Origin of the sequence: Candidatus Pantoea rara (assembly GCF_051136265.1) — a bacterium.
GTDB lineage: Bacteria > Pseudomonadota > Gammaproteobacteria > Enterobacterales > Enterobacteriaceae > Pantoea > Pantoea rara.
This window is the reverse complement of the sequence record NZ_CP194942.1, coordinates 1270956-1289906: the sequence shown is the minus strand read 5'-3', so window position 1 is coordinate 1289906 and position 18951 is coordinate 1270956. Positions and strand designations below refer to the sequence as shown.

The window sequence follows — 18951 nt, the reverse complement described above, 5'->3', positions numbered from 1 at the left end:
GCTATTTGGGGAGAGCCTGTCTCTCCCCTGCCTGCCAACAGGAACGCTCATGACACAAAGCCACTTCTTTGCTCACCTCTCCCGTCTTAAGCTCATCAATCGCTGGCCGCTGATGCGCAATGTGCGCACCGAAAATGTCTCTGAACACAGTCTGCAGGTCGCCATGGTGGCGCACGCCCTGGCGGTGATCAAAAATCTCAAGTTCAGCGGGTCGCTTAATGCCGATCGTATTGCCATGCTGGCGCTGTATCACGATGCCAGCGAAGTGCTTACCGGCGACTTACCCACGCCCGTAAAGTATTACAACGCGCAGATCGCCCACGAATATAAAAAAATCGAGAAGATTGCCCAGCAGAAGCTGATTGAGATGCTGCCGGAAGAATTTCAGGCAATCTATCGCCCGCTGATTGATGAACATCTGCATAGCGAAGAGGAGCAGGCCGTTGTGAAACAGGCGGATGCGCTCTGTGCCTATGTTAAGTGTCTTGAGGAGTTGTCTGCCGGGAATAATGAATTTTTACTGGCCAAAGCGCGGCTGGAAAAGACGTTAGCGCAGCGTCGATCGCCGGAGATGGATTACTTCGTTGAAGTGTTCATTCCAAGCTTCAGCCTGTCACTGGATGAAATCTCGCAGGATACGCCTCTGTAAGCCCGGCGATCTGGCCGCCGGGCCGACCCTTAAGCCTGCTGGCTAAAGGTAAAAGTGCCGTCAGATTGGCGGGTAACCACCAGCGACGCCAGTGATTCGAGCTTAAGCGCCACGTCATGCAGTCGGGGTGTCTCCGCCGGAGGATTGATTGCAATCACTGTGCAGCCCGCGTTCAGGCCAGATAAAATTCCGGCGGGAGCATCTTCTGCTACTACGCACGATGTCGCCGCTAACCCCAGCTTCTCCGCACCCAGCAGATAGGGATCAGGCTCAGGTTTACCCTTCGCCACCTGCTCAGCCGTAATGAACACAGCAGGCTTTGGTAACCCTGCGGCTTTATGACGGGCATGAGCGACCGGCACCGAGCCTGAGGTGACAATTGCCCAGGGAATATTCAGTTCGTTCAGCCGGTTCAGCAACGCGTTCGCACCGGGCAGCGCCTGCACACCGTCGGTGTCCGCCGCTTCAGCCTGTTCCAGCGCGACAAACTCCGCCTGGATAGCCTCTTCCGACTGGCCTGCCATAAAATGACGCAAAGAGGTAATCGCCTGTTTGCCATGAATGAAAACCAGGATCTCGTCAGCGGCGATGCCATGACGCGCACCCCACTGGCTCCAGGCTCGTTCAACCGCTGGCAGTGAATCCACCAGCGTGCCGTCTAAATCAAATAGAAAACCTCTGTAGGTCACGCGCTCCTCCTCATCAGGCATTGATCACTTGCGCAATTTCGTTTGCACTTAAATGGTACTGGCGCGGACAAGTCTGCCATAAAGCTAACATGCGTTGATACTTTTCCCACATCGGGGTCTGCGCATTAAAACCATGAGTGCCGGAATCGAAGTGGGTATAACGCCCTTCTGTATTGACCATAAAGCGGACGTAACCCAACAGACGAGCTTCCGTTGCCGCATCAAAGCCCAGAAAGGCGAGACGGCGCTCTTCCAGCGGACCCTGAGCTTTCAGATTTGACCAGGAGACGTGGAGAGCGTGATGCATCTCCATAATATCGATCACCGTCCGACAGACAGCTTCGCTGAGTTCACCAAACTCTTTGTCCAGCTCACGCATCTGCAGCGCATAGCCGCGTTCGATGATGGTCTGGTAACGGCGAAAGCGTTCAGCATTTTCAGGCTCAAGCATGGCCATGATTTTATATTGGTTGGTAAGAATCAAACGCTGTGCATGGGTCATTTCCATCATTTACTCCCGGTCATAGACCGCTCAGTCAATCGACAAGGGAGAAATGATTGCACAGCGTCAGCGACACGGAAATCGCCGTATCGCCTTTCTTTGATTTGGCCGCAGGTTAGCGGTAATTATTTTACCGCTCACCTGAGATGGATCAGAGATCGTCCAGGAAGGTACGATCGAGTTGTTTAAAGGCCCGCTTTAACAGATCGGCCAGCGTCTGATAGGTCGGCTTGCCTTCTACCGGTGCTATCGCCTGCCCCGCCTCTTCCAGTCGGGTCCGCACTTCATGAAACCAGCTAAGTAGCGTTGGGGGCAGTGGCGTCACTGAACGCTTGCCCAGCCACCACAGTCCCTGCATCGGCAGGCTACAGGCAAACAGCGCCGTCGCCACAGCCGGGCCTAACTGACCGTCCATCGCGATTTGCCAGGTCAGCGTAAAGATCGCCAGAGGTGGCATAAAACGAATGGCAAAACGCGTTGCCGATGAAATCCGGTTTTCCGGGAACACGGGGGCCAGGCGCTTATCAGCAGGCCAGGTCTTCATATAGTGCTGGCCGCGCTGAAACATCTGAAACCAATTGGTACTGCCAGATTCATTCGCCATGGCTCACCTCAACTAATACTGCAAAGATTAAAAAATAGTTATAAAGACACAACTTTACGTAACAACCTTCAATTATTTTTGTCTTTAAAGATGACTCCAGCTATTCTGACGCCGTTTTAACACCTCTCCGGAAGCGGAATGCGCCTTTGGGAAGAGGCCTGAGCCAGGTTTCGACAAGGCAATCTTCAAATTTTCGCGTAAGATTGCCGAAATTTTTTGCGGAATCGCAGATTTCTGTCTACCGCATGATGTTTGTCATTAATCTACCAGCTTTCATGGGCTACGCTGATAGTCTGATTGCGTTTTATTTAGCCACTCTCAAAAAATAGGTACTTCCATGTCGAGTAAGTTAGTTCTGGTTCTGAACTGTGGCAGCTCTTCCCTTAAGTTTGCCATTCTCAACCCTGCCAGCGGTGAAGAGTTTCTGTCCGGCCTGGCGGAATGTTTCCATTTGCCTGAAGCCCGCATCAAATGGAAGCTGGAAGGCGAAAAACAGGAAGCGCCTCTGGGTGCTGGCGCCGCGCACAGCGAAGCGCTGAACTTTATCGTTAAATCCATTCTGGCACAAAAACCTGAGCTTTCGGCACAAATTGCTGCAATCGGCCATCGTATCGTTCACGGCGGCGAGAAGCTGACTCAGTCAGTCATCATCACTGAAGAAATCGTCCAGGGCATTAAAGACGCCTCCTCTTTCGCACCGCTGCACAATCCGGCTCACCTGATCGGCATTGATGAAGCGATGAAAAATTTCCCTCACCTGTCAGACAAGAATGTGGCGGTATTTGACACCGCTTTCCATCAGACAATGCCGGAAGAGTCTTATCTCTATGCGCTGCCGTACAAATTGTACAAAGAACATGGCGTTCGTCGCTATGGCGCGCATGGTACCAGCCACTTCTACGTGACTCACGAAGCGGCCAAAATGCTTAACAAGCCACTGGCGTCACTGAACATCATCACCTGCCACCTCGGCAATGGCGGTTCGGTCTCTGCGATTCGCAACGGCGAGTGTGTGGACACCTCAATGGGTCTGACTCCGCTGGAAGGCCTGGTGATGGGTACGCGCAGTGGCGACATCGACCCGGCTATAATCTTCTTCCTCCACGATACGCTGGGTATGAGCGTTGACGCCATCAATAAACTGCTGACCAAGGAGTCTGGCCTGTTAGGTCTGACCGAAGTCACAAGCGACTGCCGCTACGTTGAAGATAACTACACCACCAAAGAAGATGCGAAGCGTGCAATGGATGTCTTCTGTCATCGTCTGGCAAAATATATCGGCAGCTACACCGCGCTGATGGATGGCCGTCTTGACGCTGTTGTGTTTACTGGCGGTATCGGCGAAAACGCCGCGATGGTGCGTGAACTCTCACTGAAAAAACTGGCGCTACTGGGCTTTGACGTTGACCACGATCGCAACCTGGCAGCCCGTTTCGGCAAGTCTGGTTACATCAATAAAGAAGGCACCCGCCCGGCGCTGGTGATTCCGACCAACGAAGAACTGGTCATCGCCCAGGACGCCGCGCGTCTGACTGCGTAAAACACTTCTCTCCGTCAGCTCAGGCTGGCGGAGTTGTTTTTGACACCCTGCCATTACTGAGAGGTTCAAACGTGTCACGTACAATTATGCTCATTCCGACCGGCACCAGCGTCGGCCTGACCAGTGTCAGTCTCGGCGTCATCCGCGCCATGGAGCGCAAAGGCGTTCGTCTCAGCGTCTTTAAGCCGATTGCTCAGCCGCGTAGCGGCGGCGATACGCCGGATCAAACCACCACTATTATCCGTAAGAACTCCTCGATTCCTGCCGCTGAACCGCTGCAGATGTCACGTGTGGAATCACTGCTGGGATCGAACCAGCAGGATGTGCTGATGGAAGAGATCATCTCCCGCTACCATGCCAACACGCAGGATGCGGAAGTGGTGCTGGTTGAAGGGCTTGTCCCGACCCGTAAGCATCAGTTCGCCAACGCGCTGAACTATGAAATCGCCAAAACCCTGAATGCGGAAATCGTCTTCGTGATGGCGCTGGGCAATGACTCTCCGGCACAATTGAAAGAGCGCATTGAACTGACTCAGAGCAGCTTCGGTGGTCAGAAAAACAAAAATATCACGGGCGTGATTATCAATAAACTCAACGCGCCGGTCGATGATCAGGGGCGTACCCGCCCTGACCTGTCAGAGATCTTTGATGACTCGTCAAAAGCCAGCATCGCCAATATCGATCCTAAACAGCTTTTCTCAGACAGTCCGCTGCCGGTGCTGGGCTGCGTGCCGTGGAGCTTTGATCTGATCGCCACCCGCGCGATCGATATGTGCCGCCACCTGGATGCGCGTATCATCAACGAAGGTGAGATTCAGACCCGCCGGGTTAAATCCGTCACCTTCTGCGCACGTAGTATCCCGCACATGCTGGAGCATTTCCGTCCAGGCTCACTGCTGGTGACGTCCGCAGACCGCCCTGATGTGCTGGTCGCCGCTTGTCTGGCCGCGATGAACGGCATTGAGATTGGTGCAATCCTGCTGACCGGTAACTACGAGATTGACGATCGCATCGCCCGTCTCTGCGACCGCGCCTTCCAGACCGGCCTGCCGGTGTTTATGGTGAAAACCAATACGTGGCAGACCTCCCTGAGCCTGCAGAGCTTTAACCTTGAAGTCCCTGCTGACGATACACAGCGCATTGAGAAAGTGCAGGAATATGTGGCCAGCTACATCAATGCTGACTGGATTGAGTCACTGACCGCCACCTCAGAGCGCAGCCGTCGCCTGTCGCCACCAGCCTTCCGTTATCAGCTGACTGAACTGGCGCGTAAAGCGGGCAAACGCGTCGTACTGCCAGAAGGTGATGAGCCGCGTACGGTCAAAGCGGCCTCTATCTGTGCTGAGCGCGGTATCGCCACCTGCGTACTGTTAGGCAATCCGGATGAGATCCAGCGTGTCGCTGCGGCTCAGGGTGTCGTACTGGGCAAAGGCGTCGAGATTGTTGACCCGGAACAGGTACGTGAAAACTACGTGCCACGTCTGGTTGAGCTGCGTAAGAGCAAAGGCATGACCGAAGTGGTCGCGCAGGAGCAGCTGGAAGATAACGTGGTGCTTGGCACCATGATGCTGGAGAGCGGCGAAGTGGATGGTCTGGTTTCAGGTGCGGTCCACACCACCGCCAATACCATTCGTCCGCCACTGCAGTTGATCAAAACCGCGCCGAACAGCTCACTGGTTTCATCCGTGTTCTTTATGCTGCTACCGGAGCAGGTACTGGTTTACGGTGACTGCGCGATTAATCCGGATCCGACCGCTGAACAGCTGGCTGAGATCGCTATCCAGTCAGCTGATTCTGCCAGCGCCTTCGGTATCGATCCGCGTGTGGCGATGATCTCCTACTCTACCGGTACATCAGGTGCAGGTAGCGATGTTGAGAAAGTGCGTGAAGCAACGCGCATTGCGCAGGAGAAACGTCCTGATCTGGTCATTGATGGTCCGCTGCAGTATGACGCCGCGATCATGGAAGATGTGGCGAAATCGAAAGCGCCTGATTCACAGGTTGCAGGTCGCGCTACCGTGTTTATCTTCCCGGATCTCAACACCGGTAACACCACGTATAAAGCGGTACAGCGTTCAGCCGATCTGATCTCAATCGGACCGATGCTGCAGGGTATGCGTAAGCCAGTCAACGATCTGTCGCGCGGTGCGCTGGTTGACGACATCGTCTATACCATCGCCCTGACGGCTATTCAGTCTCAGCAGGCTGAAGGCTAAGCGTCTGTCAGGAACAAAAAAGGCATGCCCCAGAGCATGCCTTTTTTTCGCCGGTAAAAACGCTGTACGCGTAAACGCGGGTCGCTGACACGCGTCAGAGCTTCTGTTATCAGGCCCGGTTATCGCCGTTGCGGCTCATCCACAGGGAGAGTGCTTTCAGCGAATCGTCGGTGAACTCATCACAGCGTGCGGTGATCTCATCGGGCGTCATCCAGATAATCTCATCGACTTCCGATTCCTGCATGGCGAATGGGCCGTGTGACACACAACTGAACAGACCGCCCCAGACACGGCAATGCTGATCTTCGAAGTAGAATTTGCCATGCTCAGCAAACGGCACGGCGGCAATCCCTAACTCCTCTTCCGCTTCACGTCGCGCAGATTCCAGCATATCTTCACCGCTCTGCACCACGCCGCCTGCGGTTGCGTCCAGTTTGCCCGGCATAAAATCTTTTATCTCGGTGCGACGCTGTACCAGAATCTTACCCATACCGTCATGAACCACGATATAGGTGGCGCGGTGACGCAGGCACTGAGCACGCATCTGCGCGCGGGTCGCCTGAGCAACGACTTCATTCTCTTCGTTTACGATATCGACCCACTCGATGCCGTCACCCGCAGTTTGATCCACCATCCGTAACCCTTTCCTGTTTGGCGTACAGTTGTGTACGCAGTTTGCCACGTCTTTATTTTTATGTGGCGTAAGGTAATCACTTCCGCCAGCCTGAGCAAGCCCTGGCTGTTACCGATTTTTACCACTTTCTGCTAACCACAGCTGTACCGAGGCTCGCTGCCACTGAAACTCAGCATAATGCTGTAAGCGTGCAGGCAAAGGATCGCCATGCAGCACCAGCCGGTTAAGCATCACCGCCAGATCGGTATCTGCAATTGACCACTCGCCAAACAGGTTCTGCTGTCCGTCTGGCAGCAGACGATCGACAGCCGTAACGAGTTTATCTACTGCCTGCTGGGCTGACGTGGTCAGCGGCGCAAAGCGTTCACCGGCAAACAGCACCTCTGTCGGACGCTCCTGACGAATCCACAGGAAGTCGCTGCGCAACCAGGCCTGAATCTCTCTGGCGCGCGCGCGCTTCTCGCGGTCACGTGGATAAAGGCGTTCAAACTCAGGTGCCGGAAAACGCTCTTCAAGGTATTCGGCAATCGCCGAGGATTCGCTTAACAGAAAGTCATCAATCTGCAGGGTTGGAACCCGGCAGGTCAGCGACAGCTCACGGTATGCCGCGGCGTATTGCTGATTCTGTGACAAATCGACGCGTTTCAGATGGAAAGGGATCCCTTTTTCGTTAAGGGCAACGTAGGCCGACATGGCGTAAGGACTAAAAAATGATGAATCTGACCACAGGGTGATGGACGGATAATTCATCGGTTACCTCAATTGGCTGTCAGGATTGCATCATGTTTACCGATTTTTTTTTGCGAAGGCAACGCTGAGCTGATCCGATCTCTGCTTCCGGAAGAAGAAAGCGCGACGCGACTCACTCTAGAGTGGCTCCACTCTTCTATGCTGAAAGGTGCAAATAACAAAAACATCAAGGGAGCTGCAACATGCACATTCTTATTACCGGTGGCACAGGACTGATTGGCCGTCACCTGATTCCTCGCCTGCAACAGCTGGGCCATCAGCTCAGTGTGGTAACGCGCGATGTGGTCAGCGCACGTGAAAAACTGGGCGATAACGTCTCGCTATGGTCAGGACTGACGCAACAGTCGAATCTGAATAACGTCGATGCGGTGATTAATCTGGCGGGTGAACCTATCGCCGACAAACGCTGGACAGAGCCGCATAAGCAGCAGTTGTGCGAAAGTCGCTGGCAGATAACGGAGCAGATCGCCTCACTGATCAACGCCAGCGCCACGCCACCCTCCGTATTCATCTCAGGTTCAGCAACCGGCTTTTATGGCAATACCGGCGATCTGGTGCTGACCGAAGAGGATCAGGGGCAGGATGAGTTTACGCATCAGCTCTGCGCCCGCTGGGAGCAGCTGGCGCTCACCGCTGAAAGCGAACGCACCCGCGTCTGTCTGCTGCGTACCGGCGTGGTGCTGGCACCCGAGGGTGGCGCGCTCAGCAAAATGAAGCTGCCCTTTAAGCTCGGCATCGGCGGGCCGATCGGCAGTGGCAAACAGTACATGCCGTGGATCCACATTGATGACATGCTTAACGCCATTATCTGGCTGCTGGATCACGACAATCTGCGGGGGCCGTTCAATATGGTTGCACCTTACGCGGTGCGTAATGAGCAGTTTGCCGCCACGCTGGGCCGGGTCATGCATCGTCCGGCCTTTATGCGCACGCCTGCCAGCGCTATTAAGCTGATGATGGGCGAATCATCGGTACTGGTGCTGGGAGGACAGCATGTGCTGCCAAAGCAGCTGGAAGCGTCAGGGTTTGCCTTCCGCTGGTACGATCTGCAGGAGGCGTTGCAGGATGTGGTGAAGCATTAACCTGAAGCCCGCGCCTTCCAGACGCGGGCGCAGGACTACTTAAGCGATCCCTTGAGGAACTGCTGTAAGCGTGGACTTTTCGGGCTGCCGAACACGTCCGCAGGTGGCCCCTGCTCTTCAATTTTGCCCTGATGCAGGAAAATCACATGACTGGAGACGTGACGGGCAAACTCCATCTCGTGGGTAACCACCACCATGGTTTTGCCCTCTTCCGCCAGTTTCTGCATGATGCGCAGCACTTCGCCTACCAGTTCCGGATCCAGCGCCGACGTCGGTTCATCAAACAGCAACACTTCCGGCTCCATCGCCAGCGCGCGTGCGATCGACACACGCTGCTGCTGTCCACCAGAGAGGTGTACCGGGTACTTCGCCTGCGCCCGTGCATCAATGCCCACTTTATCGAGATAGCGAATTGCGCGCTCACGCGCTTCCGCTTTGCTCAGGCCCAGCACCTGAATCGGCGCTTCCATCACGTTTTCCAGCACCGTCATGTGGCTCCAGAGATTGAAGTGCTGGAACACCATGGTGAGGCTGGTACGCAATGCGCGGAGCTGCTCTTTGTCAGCCACTTTGAGCTGACCATCCTTGTCGCGAACCAGCGTAATCTGCTGGTTATTGACCACGATGCTGCCCTCGCTTGGTTTTTCGAGGAAGTTGATGCAGCGTAAAAAGGTACTTTTCCCTGAACCGGACGACCCAATGATACTGATCACATCGCCCGCTTTAGCAGTTAACGAGACCCCTTTCAGCACTTCATGTTCACCGTAACGTTTATGCAATTCGGTGACGCTTAATTTATTGTCAGCCATAGTTCTACTCAATGCGATGAAGAGGGTTTCACGTGGGCCAGCCAGCGACGTTCCGCCAGGCGGAACAGGCTGATTAACACGTAAGAGATAATCAGGTACAACACAGCCGCCAGGCCAAAGGCGGTAAACGGCTGATAAGTCGCTGAGTTAATATCCCGTGCGATTTTCAGCAGATCGGGCACCGTAGCGGTAAAGGCCAGCGCCGTGGAGTGCAGCATCAGAATCACTTCGTTGCTGTAGGCCGGCAGTGCCGTGCGCAGCGCCGAGGGCAGGATAATACAGCGATAGAGTTTAAAGGTGGAGAAGCCATACGCCCGCGCTGCCTCAATCTCACCGTGTGGCACCGAACGAATGGCACCCGCAAAGATTTCCGTGGTGTAGGCGCAGGTGTTCAGGGTGAAGGCAAGTAACGTACAGTTCAGGCCGCTGCGGAAAAACGCGTTCAGCAATTCAGTGCCTTTCACAATCTCCAGAGTGTACATGCCGGAGTAGAAGACCAGCAACTGCACATAAAGCGGCGTACCGCGAAATACGTAGGTAAAGAGCCAGACCGGAAAACTGATAAACCGATTGGGCGAAACCCGCGCTATCGCCAGCAGGATGGCCAGACAGCCACCAACGGTAACCGACAGGATCAGCAGCCACAAGGTGATAGCCACACCGGTAAAACGATAACCGTCAGTCCAGAGCAGCGATTTCCAGTATTCCTGAATAATCTCAATCATAACTCGCCCTCTTCACACCGACCGTATAGCGACGGTTCAGCCACCACAGCACACCGTTCGACAGCGTGGTGAATACCAGATAAATCACACCGGCTACAATGGCAAAGTAGAATGGCTGCCAGGTACTTTTCCCCGCCAGTTGCGTTGCCTTCACGACATCTTCCAGTCCCAGCAGTGAGACCAGTGCGGTAGCTTTCAGAATCACCTGCCAGTTGTTGCCGATGCCCGGCAACGCATAGCGCATCATGGCCGGAAACAGAATGCGACGGAACACCTGCGCGCTGGTAAACCCAAATGCGGTGGCCGCTTCAATCTGCCCCTGAGGCACAGCCATAAAGGCACCACGGAAGGTTTCGGTAAAGTAGGCACCATAGATAAAGCCGAGTGTGATGATACCGGCCACCATCGGATCGATATCAAACTGCGCCATGCCCAGCGCATCGGTTACCTGGTTGAGGACAATCTGCAGACCGTAGAAGATCAGCAGCATCAGTACGAGGTCAGGCACGCCACGAATCAGCGTGGTGTAGCCTTCAAAAATCATCGCCAGCGGCCGGCTGCGCGACAGTTTCGCGCCTGCGCCAATCAGGCCCAGCAGCACGGCCAGTACGACGGAGGTGAGTGCCAGCTCCAGCGTCACCAGCGTGCCCCGAAGAATTACATCAGAATAGCCATACAGCATCGAAAGGGTCCTGTCGTGGGGTGAAAACGAAACGCTGCCCGCAAGCGAGACGGGCAGTTTAACTTTACCTCTCCGTTGAAGATGCTATCCGCCATCAGCGGGACTGGTCCGGTTTCTGCCTCGGGCAGAACGGGCTCAGTCCCGGCATAACGGAAACAGAGGGTAAAGCGACAGGATGGTTAGTCGCCGTACACATTGAAATCGAAGTATTTCTTCGCAATCTTGTCGTAGGTGCCATCTTTACGCATGTCAGAGAAGGCTTTGTCGATGGCCGCTTTCAGTTCGCTGTCATCTTTACGCAGTCCCATACCGGTGCCGACGCCAAAGATCTTGTCATCTTTCACCGACGGACCGGCGAAAGCGTAGTTTTTACCGACTGGCTGTTTAAGGAAACCTTCGCTGGCCTGCACTTCATCCTGGAAGGCAGCATCAATACGACCCGCATTCAGATCCTGATAAACCAGATCCTGGTTAGCATAAGGGGTTACGTTAACCCCTTTAGGCCGCCAGTTCTGATTGGCATAGGTTTCCTGCGTGGTGCCCTGCAGCAGGCCGATATTTTTGCCTTTCAGCGACTCGATAGTCGGCTGAATTTTCGATCCCTTCGGTGCGACTAAACGTGCGTTAGCGGCGTAAAGTTTTTCCGAGAAAGCGATCTCTTCCTGACGTTTTGCTGTGATGGAAAGTGAGGAGATGATGGCATCAATTTTCTTCGCTTTCAGCGAAGGGATCAGCGCATCGAAGTCGCTTTCAACGTAGGTGCATTGGGTATGAATACGTTTACAGATTTCGTTAGCGAGATCGATATCGAAGCCCACTAGCTTGCCTTGCGCGTTTTTCGACTCAAACGGTGGGTAAGTTGGATCTGTACCGATACGGATTGAACCCGGCACTGCCGCGAAGACGCTGGCAGCACTGGATAAGCCCAGCATCAGGGAAAGAGCCAGAACACGCTTTTTCATAGATTACCCTCAAGTGAAGTGCTTTTTGTTATGTGGTTCGTGATGTGTTTGCGCAAAGTAATTTGCATGTTTCATGCCAGATCTGCAAGTTATCCACGCTGTTAGCGTGATGTCAGACAGGCGAAAACGCTGTATTTGTGAGGGGAATATAGCAGTGTAGTGAAAGAGAAAAAGCGACGTTGTTAACTTTTGGTGCATCAAATGCACGAAGAGTGATCCGAGGCGCGCTTATGCACTAAATAAGTGCGCCAGCGGAACTTTATGCGCCCTGCCAGCGCACAAAGAGATCTTCAGGTAATTCGATATCAAACTGGTCGATAACCCGGTTGACGGTCTGATCGATCAACTGATCGATGGTTTCAGGCCGGTGATAAAATGCCGGCACAGGCGGCATGATAATCGCCCCCAGTTCCGCGGCGGTGGTCATCATTCGCAGATGACCGACATGCAGCGGGGTTTCGCGTACGCACAATACCAGCTTGCGCTGCTCTTTTAGCACCACATCAGCCGCTCGGGTCAGCAACGAATCACTGTAACTGTGCACGATGCCTGAAAGCGTTTTCATTGAGCAGGGTAAAATCGCCATGCCGAGCGTCTTAAACGATCCTGACGAGATATTTGCTGCAATATCGCGCACGTCATGCACCACATCGGCCAGCGCCTGCACGTCACGCAGCGAATAATCACTCTCCAGCGCCAGCGTCTGACGGGCCGCCTGACTCATGACCAGATGCGTTTCTACTTCTTCTACCTGCTGCAATACCTGCAGCATGCGCACGCCATAGATCACCCCGCTTGCGCCAGAGATGCCAATGATGAGTCGTTTCATATTCCAACCTTATGTCAGCCAATGCGCCATCATACGCGGCCAGCGGGTTTCTGAAAACAAACAGGGCGGGATTGCTCCCGCCCTGCTTTATGCTGCCCGCCTGCTGAGCGTATCAGCCCTCGTTGTGCAGCTCGAGGTTTTCGACTTCGTTCTGGCGCTGAAGCGCTTTGGCATCATCATTACGCAGCGACTCCAGATACTCCAGATACTGCTGATCGACATCTTTCGTCACGTAAATACCGTTGAACACCGAGCACTCAAACTGGGCAATGTCCGGGTTCTCTTCACGCACCGCTTCGATAAGATCGTCCAGGTCCTGGAAAATCAGCGCATCGGCTTTAATCAGCTGGCGAATCTCTTCCACTTCACGGCCATGCGCGATCAGTTCCGTGGCGCTTGGCATATCAATGCCGTAGACGTTAGGGAAGCGAATTTCCGGTGCTGCGGAGGCCAGATAAACCCGTTTTGCGCCGGCTTCACGCGCCATCTCAATGATCTGCTCTGAGGTGGTGCCGCGTACGATGGAGTCATCTACCAGCAGAACGTTTTTATCACGGAATTCGGCGCGGTTAGCGTTGAGCTTGCGGCGAACCGCGCTGCGACGTAACTGCTGGCCCGGCATGATAAAGGTACGGCCTACGTAACGGTTTTTCACGAAGCCCTGACGATAAGGCTTGTCGAGAATACGGGCAATTTCCAGCGCGATATCGGTAGAGGTTTCCGGAATCGGAATCACGACGTCGATATCAAGATCTTCCCACTCGCGGGCAATTTTCTCGCCCAGCTTGGTGCCCATGCGGACACGGGCGCTGTAGACGGAAATTTTATCAAGGAAAGAGTCCGGACGGGCAAAATAGACATATTCGAACAGACACGGATTGCTTTTCGGGTTTTCAGCACACTGTCGGGTAGACAGCTGGCCCGCTTCAGTAACATAAACCGCTTCACCCGGTGCGACGTCACGGATGAATTCAAAGCCCAGCGTATCCAGCGCCACGCTCTCGGAGGCAACCATATATTCAGTGCGACCATCAGCGATAACGCGCTTGCCCAGCACCAGCGGACGGATACCGTTGGGATCACGAAAAGCGACCATGCCATGACCGATAATCATCGCCACGACGGCGTAAGCACCGCGTACCTGCTGATGTACGGCAGCCACCGCAGCAAAAATGTTGTCGGCTTCCAGCGGATCATTTTGAAAACGATCAAGCTCCTGCGCAAAGATGTTCAGCAGGATTTCAGAATCTGAGGTGGTGTTAACGTGACGGCGGCCCTTTTCAAACAGGTGCTTACGCAGCACATGGGCGTTGGTCAGGTTACCGTTGTGCGCCAGGGTGATGCCATACGGGGAGTTTACATAGAATGGCTGCGCTTCTGAGGCACTGGAGCTTCCCGCGGTTGGATAACGCGCGTGGCCGATCCCCATATTGCCCTGCAGACGCTGCATGTGGCGTGCTTCGAAAACGTCGCTGACCAGGCCGTTTGCCTTTCGCAGGCGAAAACATTTCAGCGCATCAATGGTACAAATGCCTGCGGCATCCTGCCCGCGGTGCTGGAGCACCGTTAACGCGTCATAGATCGACTGGTTGACCGGCATGAAACCGGTGATACCGACAATACCGCACATGTTGTCATTTCCTCATTAAGCCGCACTCCCGGTCACATCACCGGGGTAAAAAACTCGACGTGCTTTTCAGGTAATCAAAAAACCACCTGATGATATAACTGAACTCGGGAATGAGTTGAGACTGTTGCCAGTCCGGACTTTTGGAAAAGCCAGTGAATGTATCAAGGAAGAATAGCAAGGCGGCTACAATCAGCACCCCACGCAACGCCCCGAAACAGACGCCCAACACCCGGTCGGTTCCCGACAGGCCGGTTTTCTCCACCAGCGTGCCGATAACGTAGTTCACAATCGCCCCCACAATCAGGGTAGCCACAAACAGCACACCAATAGCGATACCGTTACGAACCAGTTCGTCGTCAAAACCTGTAAACCAGACTGCAAGGTAGGCGTAGTAATGACTGGCGACAAAAAACGCACATCCCCAGGTAACGAGAGATAAGGCTTCCCGGACAAACCCACGAACGAGGCTGACCAGAGCCGAAAAACCAACTACCGCAATAATGACGTAATCAATCCAGATCATGAACTCTTCCAGCGCCAGTGCAATTGCACCCCTGCATCCAGTTCGGGGCGCATTCTAACAGAAAAAGAAAACGTTTGCGTAGCGGTTTTCTTTTTCTGCATCCATAAAAAAGGCGATGAAAAAAACCTCAATCGCCCGGGTGATTCTCAGCCGAATAGATCGTTGAAAATCTTCACTATTTTTCGCTGTAGTGCGCCTTTTACGCACTACCTGCCGGGCAAAAGACGCTGCCTGTTACTGCTATCGGCAGCGCCAATCACAGGGTTAGCGGGCGCTGTACGGTTTTACGACACCGCCCAGTCCTGAGATGCTTTTCAGCTCGCCAACCGCGCTCTGCATTTTAGCTTTCGAGGCATCCGGCCCCACGTAAATGCGGGTGATCTGACCCTGTACCGGCGTTGAAGGCACAGTAAAGGCGCGATAGCCCGACAACCGCAACTGCGCGACGATCTCATTGACTTTGCTGGCGTTTTTCAGCGCACCTAACTGCACCACATAAGCCTGCCCTGCCGGTGCCGTTGTCTCGGCCGCTTTAGGTGCCTCTTGCTGCTTCGGCTGTTCGACCGCTTTAGGCGGTTCTTCCGACTTCGGTTTAGGCTGTTCCACGGCTTTTGGCTTCTGCTGTTCGACCGGTTTCTGCTTAGGCTGCTCAGTGACTTTAGGTTTCTGCTGCTCTACCGCTTTCGGCTTCGTCACCGTCTGTGCAGGCACAGACTGATGAACCGGCGGCGGCGAGACCACTACCGGATCGCTCTCTTCATCCGGCTGAGTCCGCCCCTGCTCTGCCGTGGCGTTGTTTTTGCCATTGCCATTACTGCTGCTGACCGCATTGCCCGCGCCTTCCGGCGGCTGTGCCGGCAGCGACTGAGTAACCGGTGGCACCATTTCGCTGTCCTGCTGATCATCAGGTTTCGGCACCAGCGGAATGGCAGCGAACTCTTCTTTGTAATGCTTTTTCTGACCGTCCAGCAGCCCTGGCAGCACAATCACGCCAACGGCGACCAGAATAACGGTGCCGACTAAACGGTTCTGAAACTTACTTGCCACGTCCTTTCTCCGTTTCAATCGATTCCATGACCTGTGCAACGGTGTGGAATGAACCACAGACCAGCACAGTGTCCTGCGGCGCTGCTCGCTGGCGTGCCTGCTGCCAGGCGAGCTCAACCGAGCTAAAGGCTTCGCCCTGCGACAGACAATCCAGCAGTTGCTCAGCACTGGCGCCGCGTGGACCGTCAAGCGGTGCGCAGTACCAGGCATCGACCATGGGTGCCAGCGCCGTCAGCGTACCGGCGATATCTTTATCATGCAGCATGCCCACGACGGCATGCACTTTGCCGCGTTTCGGCAGGGTCGCCAGCCGCGACACCAGCCAGGACGCCGCATGCGGATTATGGGCGACATCCAGAATCACGCGCGGTGATTCACTGATAGTCTGAAAACGCCCTGGCAGCATCGCCAGCGGCAGGCTGGCACGAATCTGGGTTTCACTAACCTCAAGCCCCGAGACACGCAGCGCCACCAGTGCTGTCGCCGCGTTAGATAACGGCACCTGGGGCAGTGGCAGATCGTTCAGCTCGCCCTGCGCATCACGCAGCGACCAGCTTTCAGCCTGTGCATGCCATGACCAGTCACGGTTGCATTGTAATAGCTGAGCCCCTTTTTCCTGCGCGACCACAGCAATACTGTGAGGCATATCGGGTTCACCGACTACCGCAGGTTTTCCCGCCCGGAACACACCCGCTTTTTCACGCCCGATGCTTTCGCGATCCGGCCCAAGCCAGTCAGTATGATCCAGTGCAATGCTGGTGACCACGGCGACATCGGCATCCACGATGTTGGTGGCATCCAGCCGTCCACCGAGGCCAACTTCGAGGATCACCACATCCAGCTGCGCCTGGCGGAACAGATTGAGCGCAGAGAGCGTGCCAAATTCGAAATAGGTTAACGAAATATCCGCACGTCCGGCTTCAATCTCCGCAAAGCTGGCGCAGTGCTGCGCTTCACGCAGCTCCTCTCCCTGGACCCGAACACGCTCGGTGTAGCGCACCAGATGCGGCGAGCTGTAAACACCAACGCGGTAGCCCGCCGCGATCAGCAGCGTTTCCAGAGTGCGACAGGTCGTGCCTTTGCCGTTGGTACCGGCCACGGTAAAGACAAAGGGAGCAGGTTTCAGCAGGTCGAGACGAAGCGCTACCTGACGAATACGGTCCAGACCCAGTTCGATGGCCTGAGTATGCAGGTGCTCAAGATAATAAAGCCACGTGGCCAAAGGCGACGTGGCTTGAGGAAGGTGAAGATTGTCCATATGTCCCGTTTTGCTTATTTATACCTGGCAGACTGGTGCTGCGGTATACGGTGCATTGGTAAGAGGCGCGACGGGCGCGCCTCTCTATCTCCTGTCAGGCCTCGTTGCTTTCCGATTCAGTCGTCGCAGGAGCGGACTGTTCACCGTCATGCAGCGGTGCCGGCAGGTTCATCATTTTTGCCAGCAGGCTTGCCAGTTTGTAACGCATTTCCGGACGACGAATGATCATATCGATCGCGCCCTTCTCAATCAGGAACTCACTGCGCTGGAAGCCAGGCGGCAGTTTTTCACGCACGGTTTGCTCGATCACGCGTGGACCGGCAAAACCGATCAGCGCTTTAGGTTCTGCGATATTGAGGTCACCCAGCATCGCAAAACTGGCCGAAACGCCACCCATGGTCGGGTCAGTCAGCACGGAAATATACGGAAGACCGCGCTCACGCATTTTGGCCAGAGCCGCACTGGTTTTCGCCATCTGCATCAGCGACTGCAGCGCTTCCTGCATACGGGCACCACCACTGGCGGAGAAGCAGATCAGCGGGCAGTTATCTTCTAATGCCTGCTCAACCGCACGTACAAAGCGCGCACCGACGACAGAACCCATTGAACCGCCCATAAAGGCAAATTCAAAGGCTGCCGCAACAACCGGCATGTCGTGAAGCTGACCTTTCATGACGACCAGCGCATCTTTCTCGCCGGTATCTTTCTGGGCCGCTACCAGACGGTCTTTATACTTTTTGGAGTCACGGAACTTGAGCAGATCTTTAGGTTCAAGTTCACTGCCCAGCTCAACCATCGTGCCCTGATCCAGGACACTGACGAGGCGCTCACGTGCATGCATACGCATGTGATGGTCGCACTTCGGGCAGACCTCAAGATTACGCTCCAGCTCGGCGCGGTAGAGAACCTGACCACAGCTGTCACACTTGGTCCAGACCCCTTCCGGGATACTGGCTTTGCGCACAGGCGTTCCGGTGCTTTTATTAAGAATGCGTTCAATCCAGCTCATTGATGACCTTTCTGTTTAAAACTGACCTGGTCCAGTCGTCTTGATACTGCTGAAAACCGCTTCAGCAGACGGTAAATGTCGCTCATTAAACCACAACCTGTTCAGACTGTGGATAAAAATCTGGTCTTACCCCTGAGCGAAGTCTTATGGCTGCTTCTGCTGCTTAGCCTGACGGCGATGACGCCAGACTTCAATCACACCTGGCAGAATCGAGACCAGGATAATGCCAACAATCAGCAGCTTCAGGTTTTCCTGCACCACCGGCAGATCGCCAAACAGGTAGCCGGCGTAGGAGAACAGCAGCACCCACAACAGCGCACCCGTCACGTTGAACAGTGCAAAGTGGCGATAGGACATATGGCCCATACCGGCCACAAACGGCGCGAACGTCCGGACGATCGGCACAAAGCGCGCCAGAATAATGGTTTTTCCGCCGTGACGGGCATAAAACGCATGGGTTTTATCCAGATGGCTGCGACGGAAAATCTTCGAGTTCGGGTTACTGAACAACCGTTCGCCAAACAAGCGGCCAATGGTGTAATTCACCGCATCGCCCAGAACCGCCGCTATCACTAACAATGCCGCCATAATGTGCACATTGAGATCATTACCCGGTAGCGCGGCCAGAGCGCCCGCCACAAACAGCAGCGAATCACCCGGCAGGAATGGCGTCACCACCAGTCCGGTTTCACAGAACAAAATCAGGAACAAAATAGCGTAAATCCAGATACCGTACTGTGCAACCAGTTCGGCCAGATGCACATCGATGTGCAGAATAAAATCGACCAGAAAATGGAGAAACTCCATAGCG

General features: G+C 54.6%; 20 protein-coding genes. 4 read left to right on the top strand and 16 right to left on the bottom strand.

All coding sequences use genetic code 11. From position 1 onward, the window contains the following. Positions 1–49: 49 nt before the first annotated feature. Positions 50–649, top strand: a complete 600-nt coding sequence (yfbR, locus tag ACR8BF_RS06275) for a 5'-deoxynucleotidase (RefSeq protein WP_013358577.1) — start codon at positions 50–52, stop codon at positions 647–649. Between the two features lie 29 nt (positions 650–678). On the opposite strand, the gene ACR8BF_RS06270 is transcribed toward yfbR, so the two are convergent. From ACR8BF_RS06270 to yfbV, 3 genes are all read right to left on the bottom strand, one after another. After that, entirely contained in the window at positions 679–1338 is a 660-nt protein-coding gene (locus tag ACR8BF_RS06270) for a sugar phosphatase (RefSeq protein ID WP_434745728.1), read from the bottom strand. Positions 1339–1351: 13 nt separating this feature from the next. Continuing rightward, positions 1352–1846 carry a YfbU family protein gene (locus ACR8BF_RS06265; RefSeq protein ID WP_313698317.1) on the bottom strand — a complete coding sequence of 165 codons (495 nt, stop codon included), beginning with the start codon at positions 1844–1846 and terminating at the stop codon, positions 1352–1354. A 145-nt stretch (positions 1847–1991) separates the two neighbouring features. Further along, positions 1992–2444 (bottom strand): terminus macrodomain insulation protein YfbV, encoded by a 453-nt coding sequence (gene yfbV, locus ACR8BF_RS06260; protein WP_179895212.1) that lies wholly within the window; start codon positions 2442–2444, stop codon positions 1992–1994. Between the two features lie 337 nt (positions 2445–2781). Between yfbV and ackA the strand changes: the two genes are divergently transcribed. Then, positions 2782–3984 (top strand): acetate kinase, encoded by a 1203-nt coding sequence (ackA, locus tag ACR8BF_RS06255; protein WP_179895211.1) that lies wholly within the window; start codon positions 2782–2784, stop codon positions 3982–3984. Positions 3985–4070: 86 nt separating this feature from the next. After that, on the top strand, positions 4071–6200 hold the full coding sequence (gene pta / locus ACR8BF_RS06250; protein WP_179897013.1) for a phosphate acetyltransferase: 2130 nt from the start codon (positions 4071–4073) through the stop codon (positions 6198–6200). 109 nt (positions 6201–6309) lie between these two features. On the opposite strand, the gene yfcD is transcribed toward pta, so the two are convergent. Next, positions 6310–6834, bottom strand: coding sequence for an NUDIX hydrolase YfcD (yfcD, locus tag ACR8BF_RS06245; protein WP_003854255.1), 525 nt, complete (start codon positions 6832–6834; stop codon positions 6310–6312). A 108-nt stretch (positions 6835–6942) separates the two neighbouring features. After that, a complete protein-coding gene (yfcF, locus tag ACR8BF_RS06240; RefSeq protein ID WP_179895210.1) occupies positions 6943–7584 on the bottom strand; it encodes a glutathione transferase in 642 nt (213 codons plus the stop codon). A gap of 182 nt (positions 7585–7766) precedes the next feature. On the opposite strand from yfcF, the gene ACR8BF_RS06235 reads away from it, so the two are divergent. Further along, positions 7767–8666, top strand: a complete 900-nt coding sequence (locus ACR8BF_RS06235; RefSeq protein ID WP_179895209.1) for a TIGR01777 family oxidoreductase — start codon at positions 7767–7769, stop codon at positions 8664–8666. A 35-nt stretch (positions 8667–8701) separates the two neighbouring features. Here the strand turns inward: ACR8BF_RS06235 and hisP are convergent, their stop codons facing one another. The 11 genes from hisP to ACR8BF_RS06180 form a co-directional block, all read right to left on the bottom strand. Continuing rightward, positions 8702–9475: a histidine ABC transporter ATP-binding protein HisP gene (gene hisP / locus ACR8BF_RS06230; protein WP_179895208.1), complete on the bottom strand. Its 774-nt coding sequence runs from the start codon at positions 9473–9475 to the stop codon at positions 8702–8704. Between the two features lie 8 nt (positions 9476–9483). Continuing rightward, positions 9484–10200, bottom strand: coding sequence for an ABC transporter permease (locus ACR8BF_RS06225; protein WP_090959168.1), 717 nt, complete (start codon positions 10198–10200; stop codon positions 9484–9486). Next, positions 10193–10882, bottom strand: a complete 690-nt coding sequence (locus ACR8BF_RS06220) for a histidine ABC transporter permease HisQ (protein ID WP_003854260.1) — start codon at positions 10880–10882, stop codon at positions 10193–10195. Before ACR8BF_RS06220 ends, ACR8BF_RS06225 begins: the two co-directional genes overlap by 8 nt. Positions 10883–11061: 179 nt before the next feature. Then, the gene (argT, locus tag ACR8BF_RS06215) at positions 11062–11844 is read right to left on the bottom strand and encodes a lysine/arginine/ornithine ABC transporter substrate-binding protein ArgT (RefSeq protein ID WP_179895207.1); all 783 of its coding nucleotides are present in this window, start codon (positions 11842–11844) and stop codon (positions 11062–11064) included. A gap of 259 nt (positions 11845–12103) precedes the next feature. Continuing rightward, positions 12104–12673, bottom strand: coding sequence for a UbiX family flavin prenyltransferase (locus ACR8BF_RS06210; protein WP_179895206.1), 570 nt, complete (start codon positions 12671–12673; stop codon positions 12104–12106). A 112-nt stretch (positions 12674–12785) separates the two neighbouring features. After that, on the bottom strand, positions 12786–14303 hold the full coding sequence (purF, locus tag ACR8BF_RS06205; protein WP_013358590.1) for an amidophosphoribosyltransferase: 1518 nt from the start codon (positions 14301–14303) through the stop codon (positions 12786–12788). A gap of 37 nt (positions 14304–14340) precedes the next feature. Continuing rightward, positions 14341–14826: a colicin V production protein gene (gene cvpA, locus ACR8BF_RS06200; protein ID WP_003854265.1), complete on the bottom strand. Its 486-nt coding sequence runs from the start codon at positions 14824–14826 to the stop codon at positions 14341–14343. 264 nt (positions 14827–15090) lie between these two features. Further along, the gene (dedD, locus tag ACR8BF_RS06195; protein WP_179895205.1) at positions 15091–15873 is read right to left on the bottom strand and encodes a cell division protein DedD; all 783 of its coding nucleotides are present in this window, start codon (positions 15871–15873) and stop codon (positions 15091–15093) included. After that, positions 15863–17131 carry a bifunctional tetrahydrofolate synthase/dihydrofolate synthase gene (gene folC, locus ACR8BF_RS06190; protein ID WP_434745727.1) on the bottom strand — a complete coding sequence of 423 codons (1269 nt, stop codon included), beginning with the start codon at positions 17129–17131 and terminating at the stop codon, positions 15863–15865. The genes dedD and folC overlap by 11 nt, the downstream gene beginning before the upstream one ends. Before the next feature lie 94 nt (positions 17132–17225). Then, positions 17226–18140 (bottom strand): acetyl-CoA carboxylase, carboxyltransferase subunit beta, encoded by a 915-nt coding sequence (gene accD / locus ACR8BF_RS06185; protein WP_179895203.1) that lies wholly within the window; start codon positions 18138–18140, stop codon positions 17226–17228. A gap of 144 nt (positions 18141–18284) precedes the next feature. Next, positions 18285–18947 carry a DedA family protein gene (locus ACR8BF_RS06180; RefSeq protein WP_434745726.1) on the bottom strand — a complete coding sequence of 221 codons (663 nt, stop codon included), beginning with the start codon at positions 18945–18947 and terminating at the stop codon, positions 18285–18287. Positions 18948–18951 lie beyond the last annotated feature (4 nt).

Bases quoted from the DNA above. Each gene is read 5' to 3' on its own strand.
- ACR8BF_RS06225 (WP_090959168.1), bottom strand. From the start codon at position 10,200: ATGATTGAGATTATTCAGGAATACTGGAAATCGCTGCTCTGGACTGAC.
- ACR8BF_RS06265 (WP_313698317.1), bottom strand. From the start codon at position 1,846: ATGGAAATGACCCATGCACAGCGTTTGATTCTTACCAACCAATATAAA.
- folC (WP_434745727.1), bottom strand. From the start codon at position 17,131: ATGGACAATCTTCACCTTCCTCAAGCCACGTCGCCTTTGGCCACGTGG.
- ackA (WP_179895211.1), top strand. From the start codon at position 2,782: ATGTCGAGTAAGTTAGTTCTGGTTCTGAACTGTGGCAGCTCTTCCCTT.
- ACR8BF_RS06235 (WP_179895209.1), top strand. From the start codon at position 7,767: ATGCACATTCTTATTACCGGTGGCACAGGACTGATTGGCCGTCACCTG.
- yfcF (WP_179895210.1), bottom strand. From the start codon at position 7,584: ATGAATTATCCGTCCATCACCCTGTGGTCAGATTCATCATTTTTTAGT.
- ACR8BF_RS06220 (WP_003854260.1), bottom strand. From the start codon at position 10,882: ATGCTGTATGGCTATTCTGATGTAATTCTTCGGGGCACGCTGGTGACG.
- accD (WP_179895203.1), bottom strand. From the start codon at position 18,140: ATGAGCTGGATTGAACGCATTCTTAATAAAAGCACCGGAACGCCTGTG.
- ACR8BF_RS06180 (WP_434745726.1), bottom strand. From the start codon at position 18,947: ATGGAGTTTCTCCATTTTCTGGTCGATTTTATTCTGCACATCGATGTG.
- purF (WP_013358590.1), bottom strand. From the start codon at position 14,303: ATGTGCGGTATTGTCGGTATCACCGGTTTCATGCCGGTCAACCAGTCG.
- argT (WP_179895207.1), bottom strand. From the start codon at position 11,844: ATGAAAAAGCGTGTTCTGGCTCTTTCCCTGATGCTGGGCTTATCCAGT.
- yfcD (WP_003854255.1), bottom strand. From the start codon at position 6,834: ATGGTGGATCAAACTGCGGGTGACGGCATCGAGTGGGTCGATATCGTA.
- pta (WP_179897013.1), top strand. From the start codon at position 4,071: ATGCTCATTCCGACCGGCACCAGCGTCGGCCTGACCAGTGTCAGTCTC.
- ACR8BF_RS06210 (WP_179895206.1), bottom strand. From the start codon at position 12,673: ATGAAACGACTCATCATTGGCATCTCTGGCGCAAGCGGGGTGATCTAT.
- yfbR (WP_013358577.1), top strand. From the start codon at position 50: ATGACACAAAGCCACTTCTTTGCTCACCTCTCCCGTCTTAAGCTCATC.
- hisP (WP_179895208.1), bottom strand. From the start codon at position 9,475: ATGGCTGACAATAAATTAAGCGTCACCGAATTGCATAAACGTTACGGT.
- yfbV (WP_179895212.1), bottom strand. From the start codon at position 2,444: ATGGCGAATGAATCTGGCAGTACCAATTGGTTTCAGATGTTTCAGCGC.
- cvpA (WP_003854265.1), bottom strand. From the start codon at position 14,826: ATGATCTGGATTGATTACGTCATTATTGCGGTAGTTGGTTTTTCGGCT.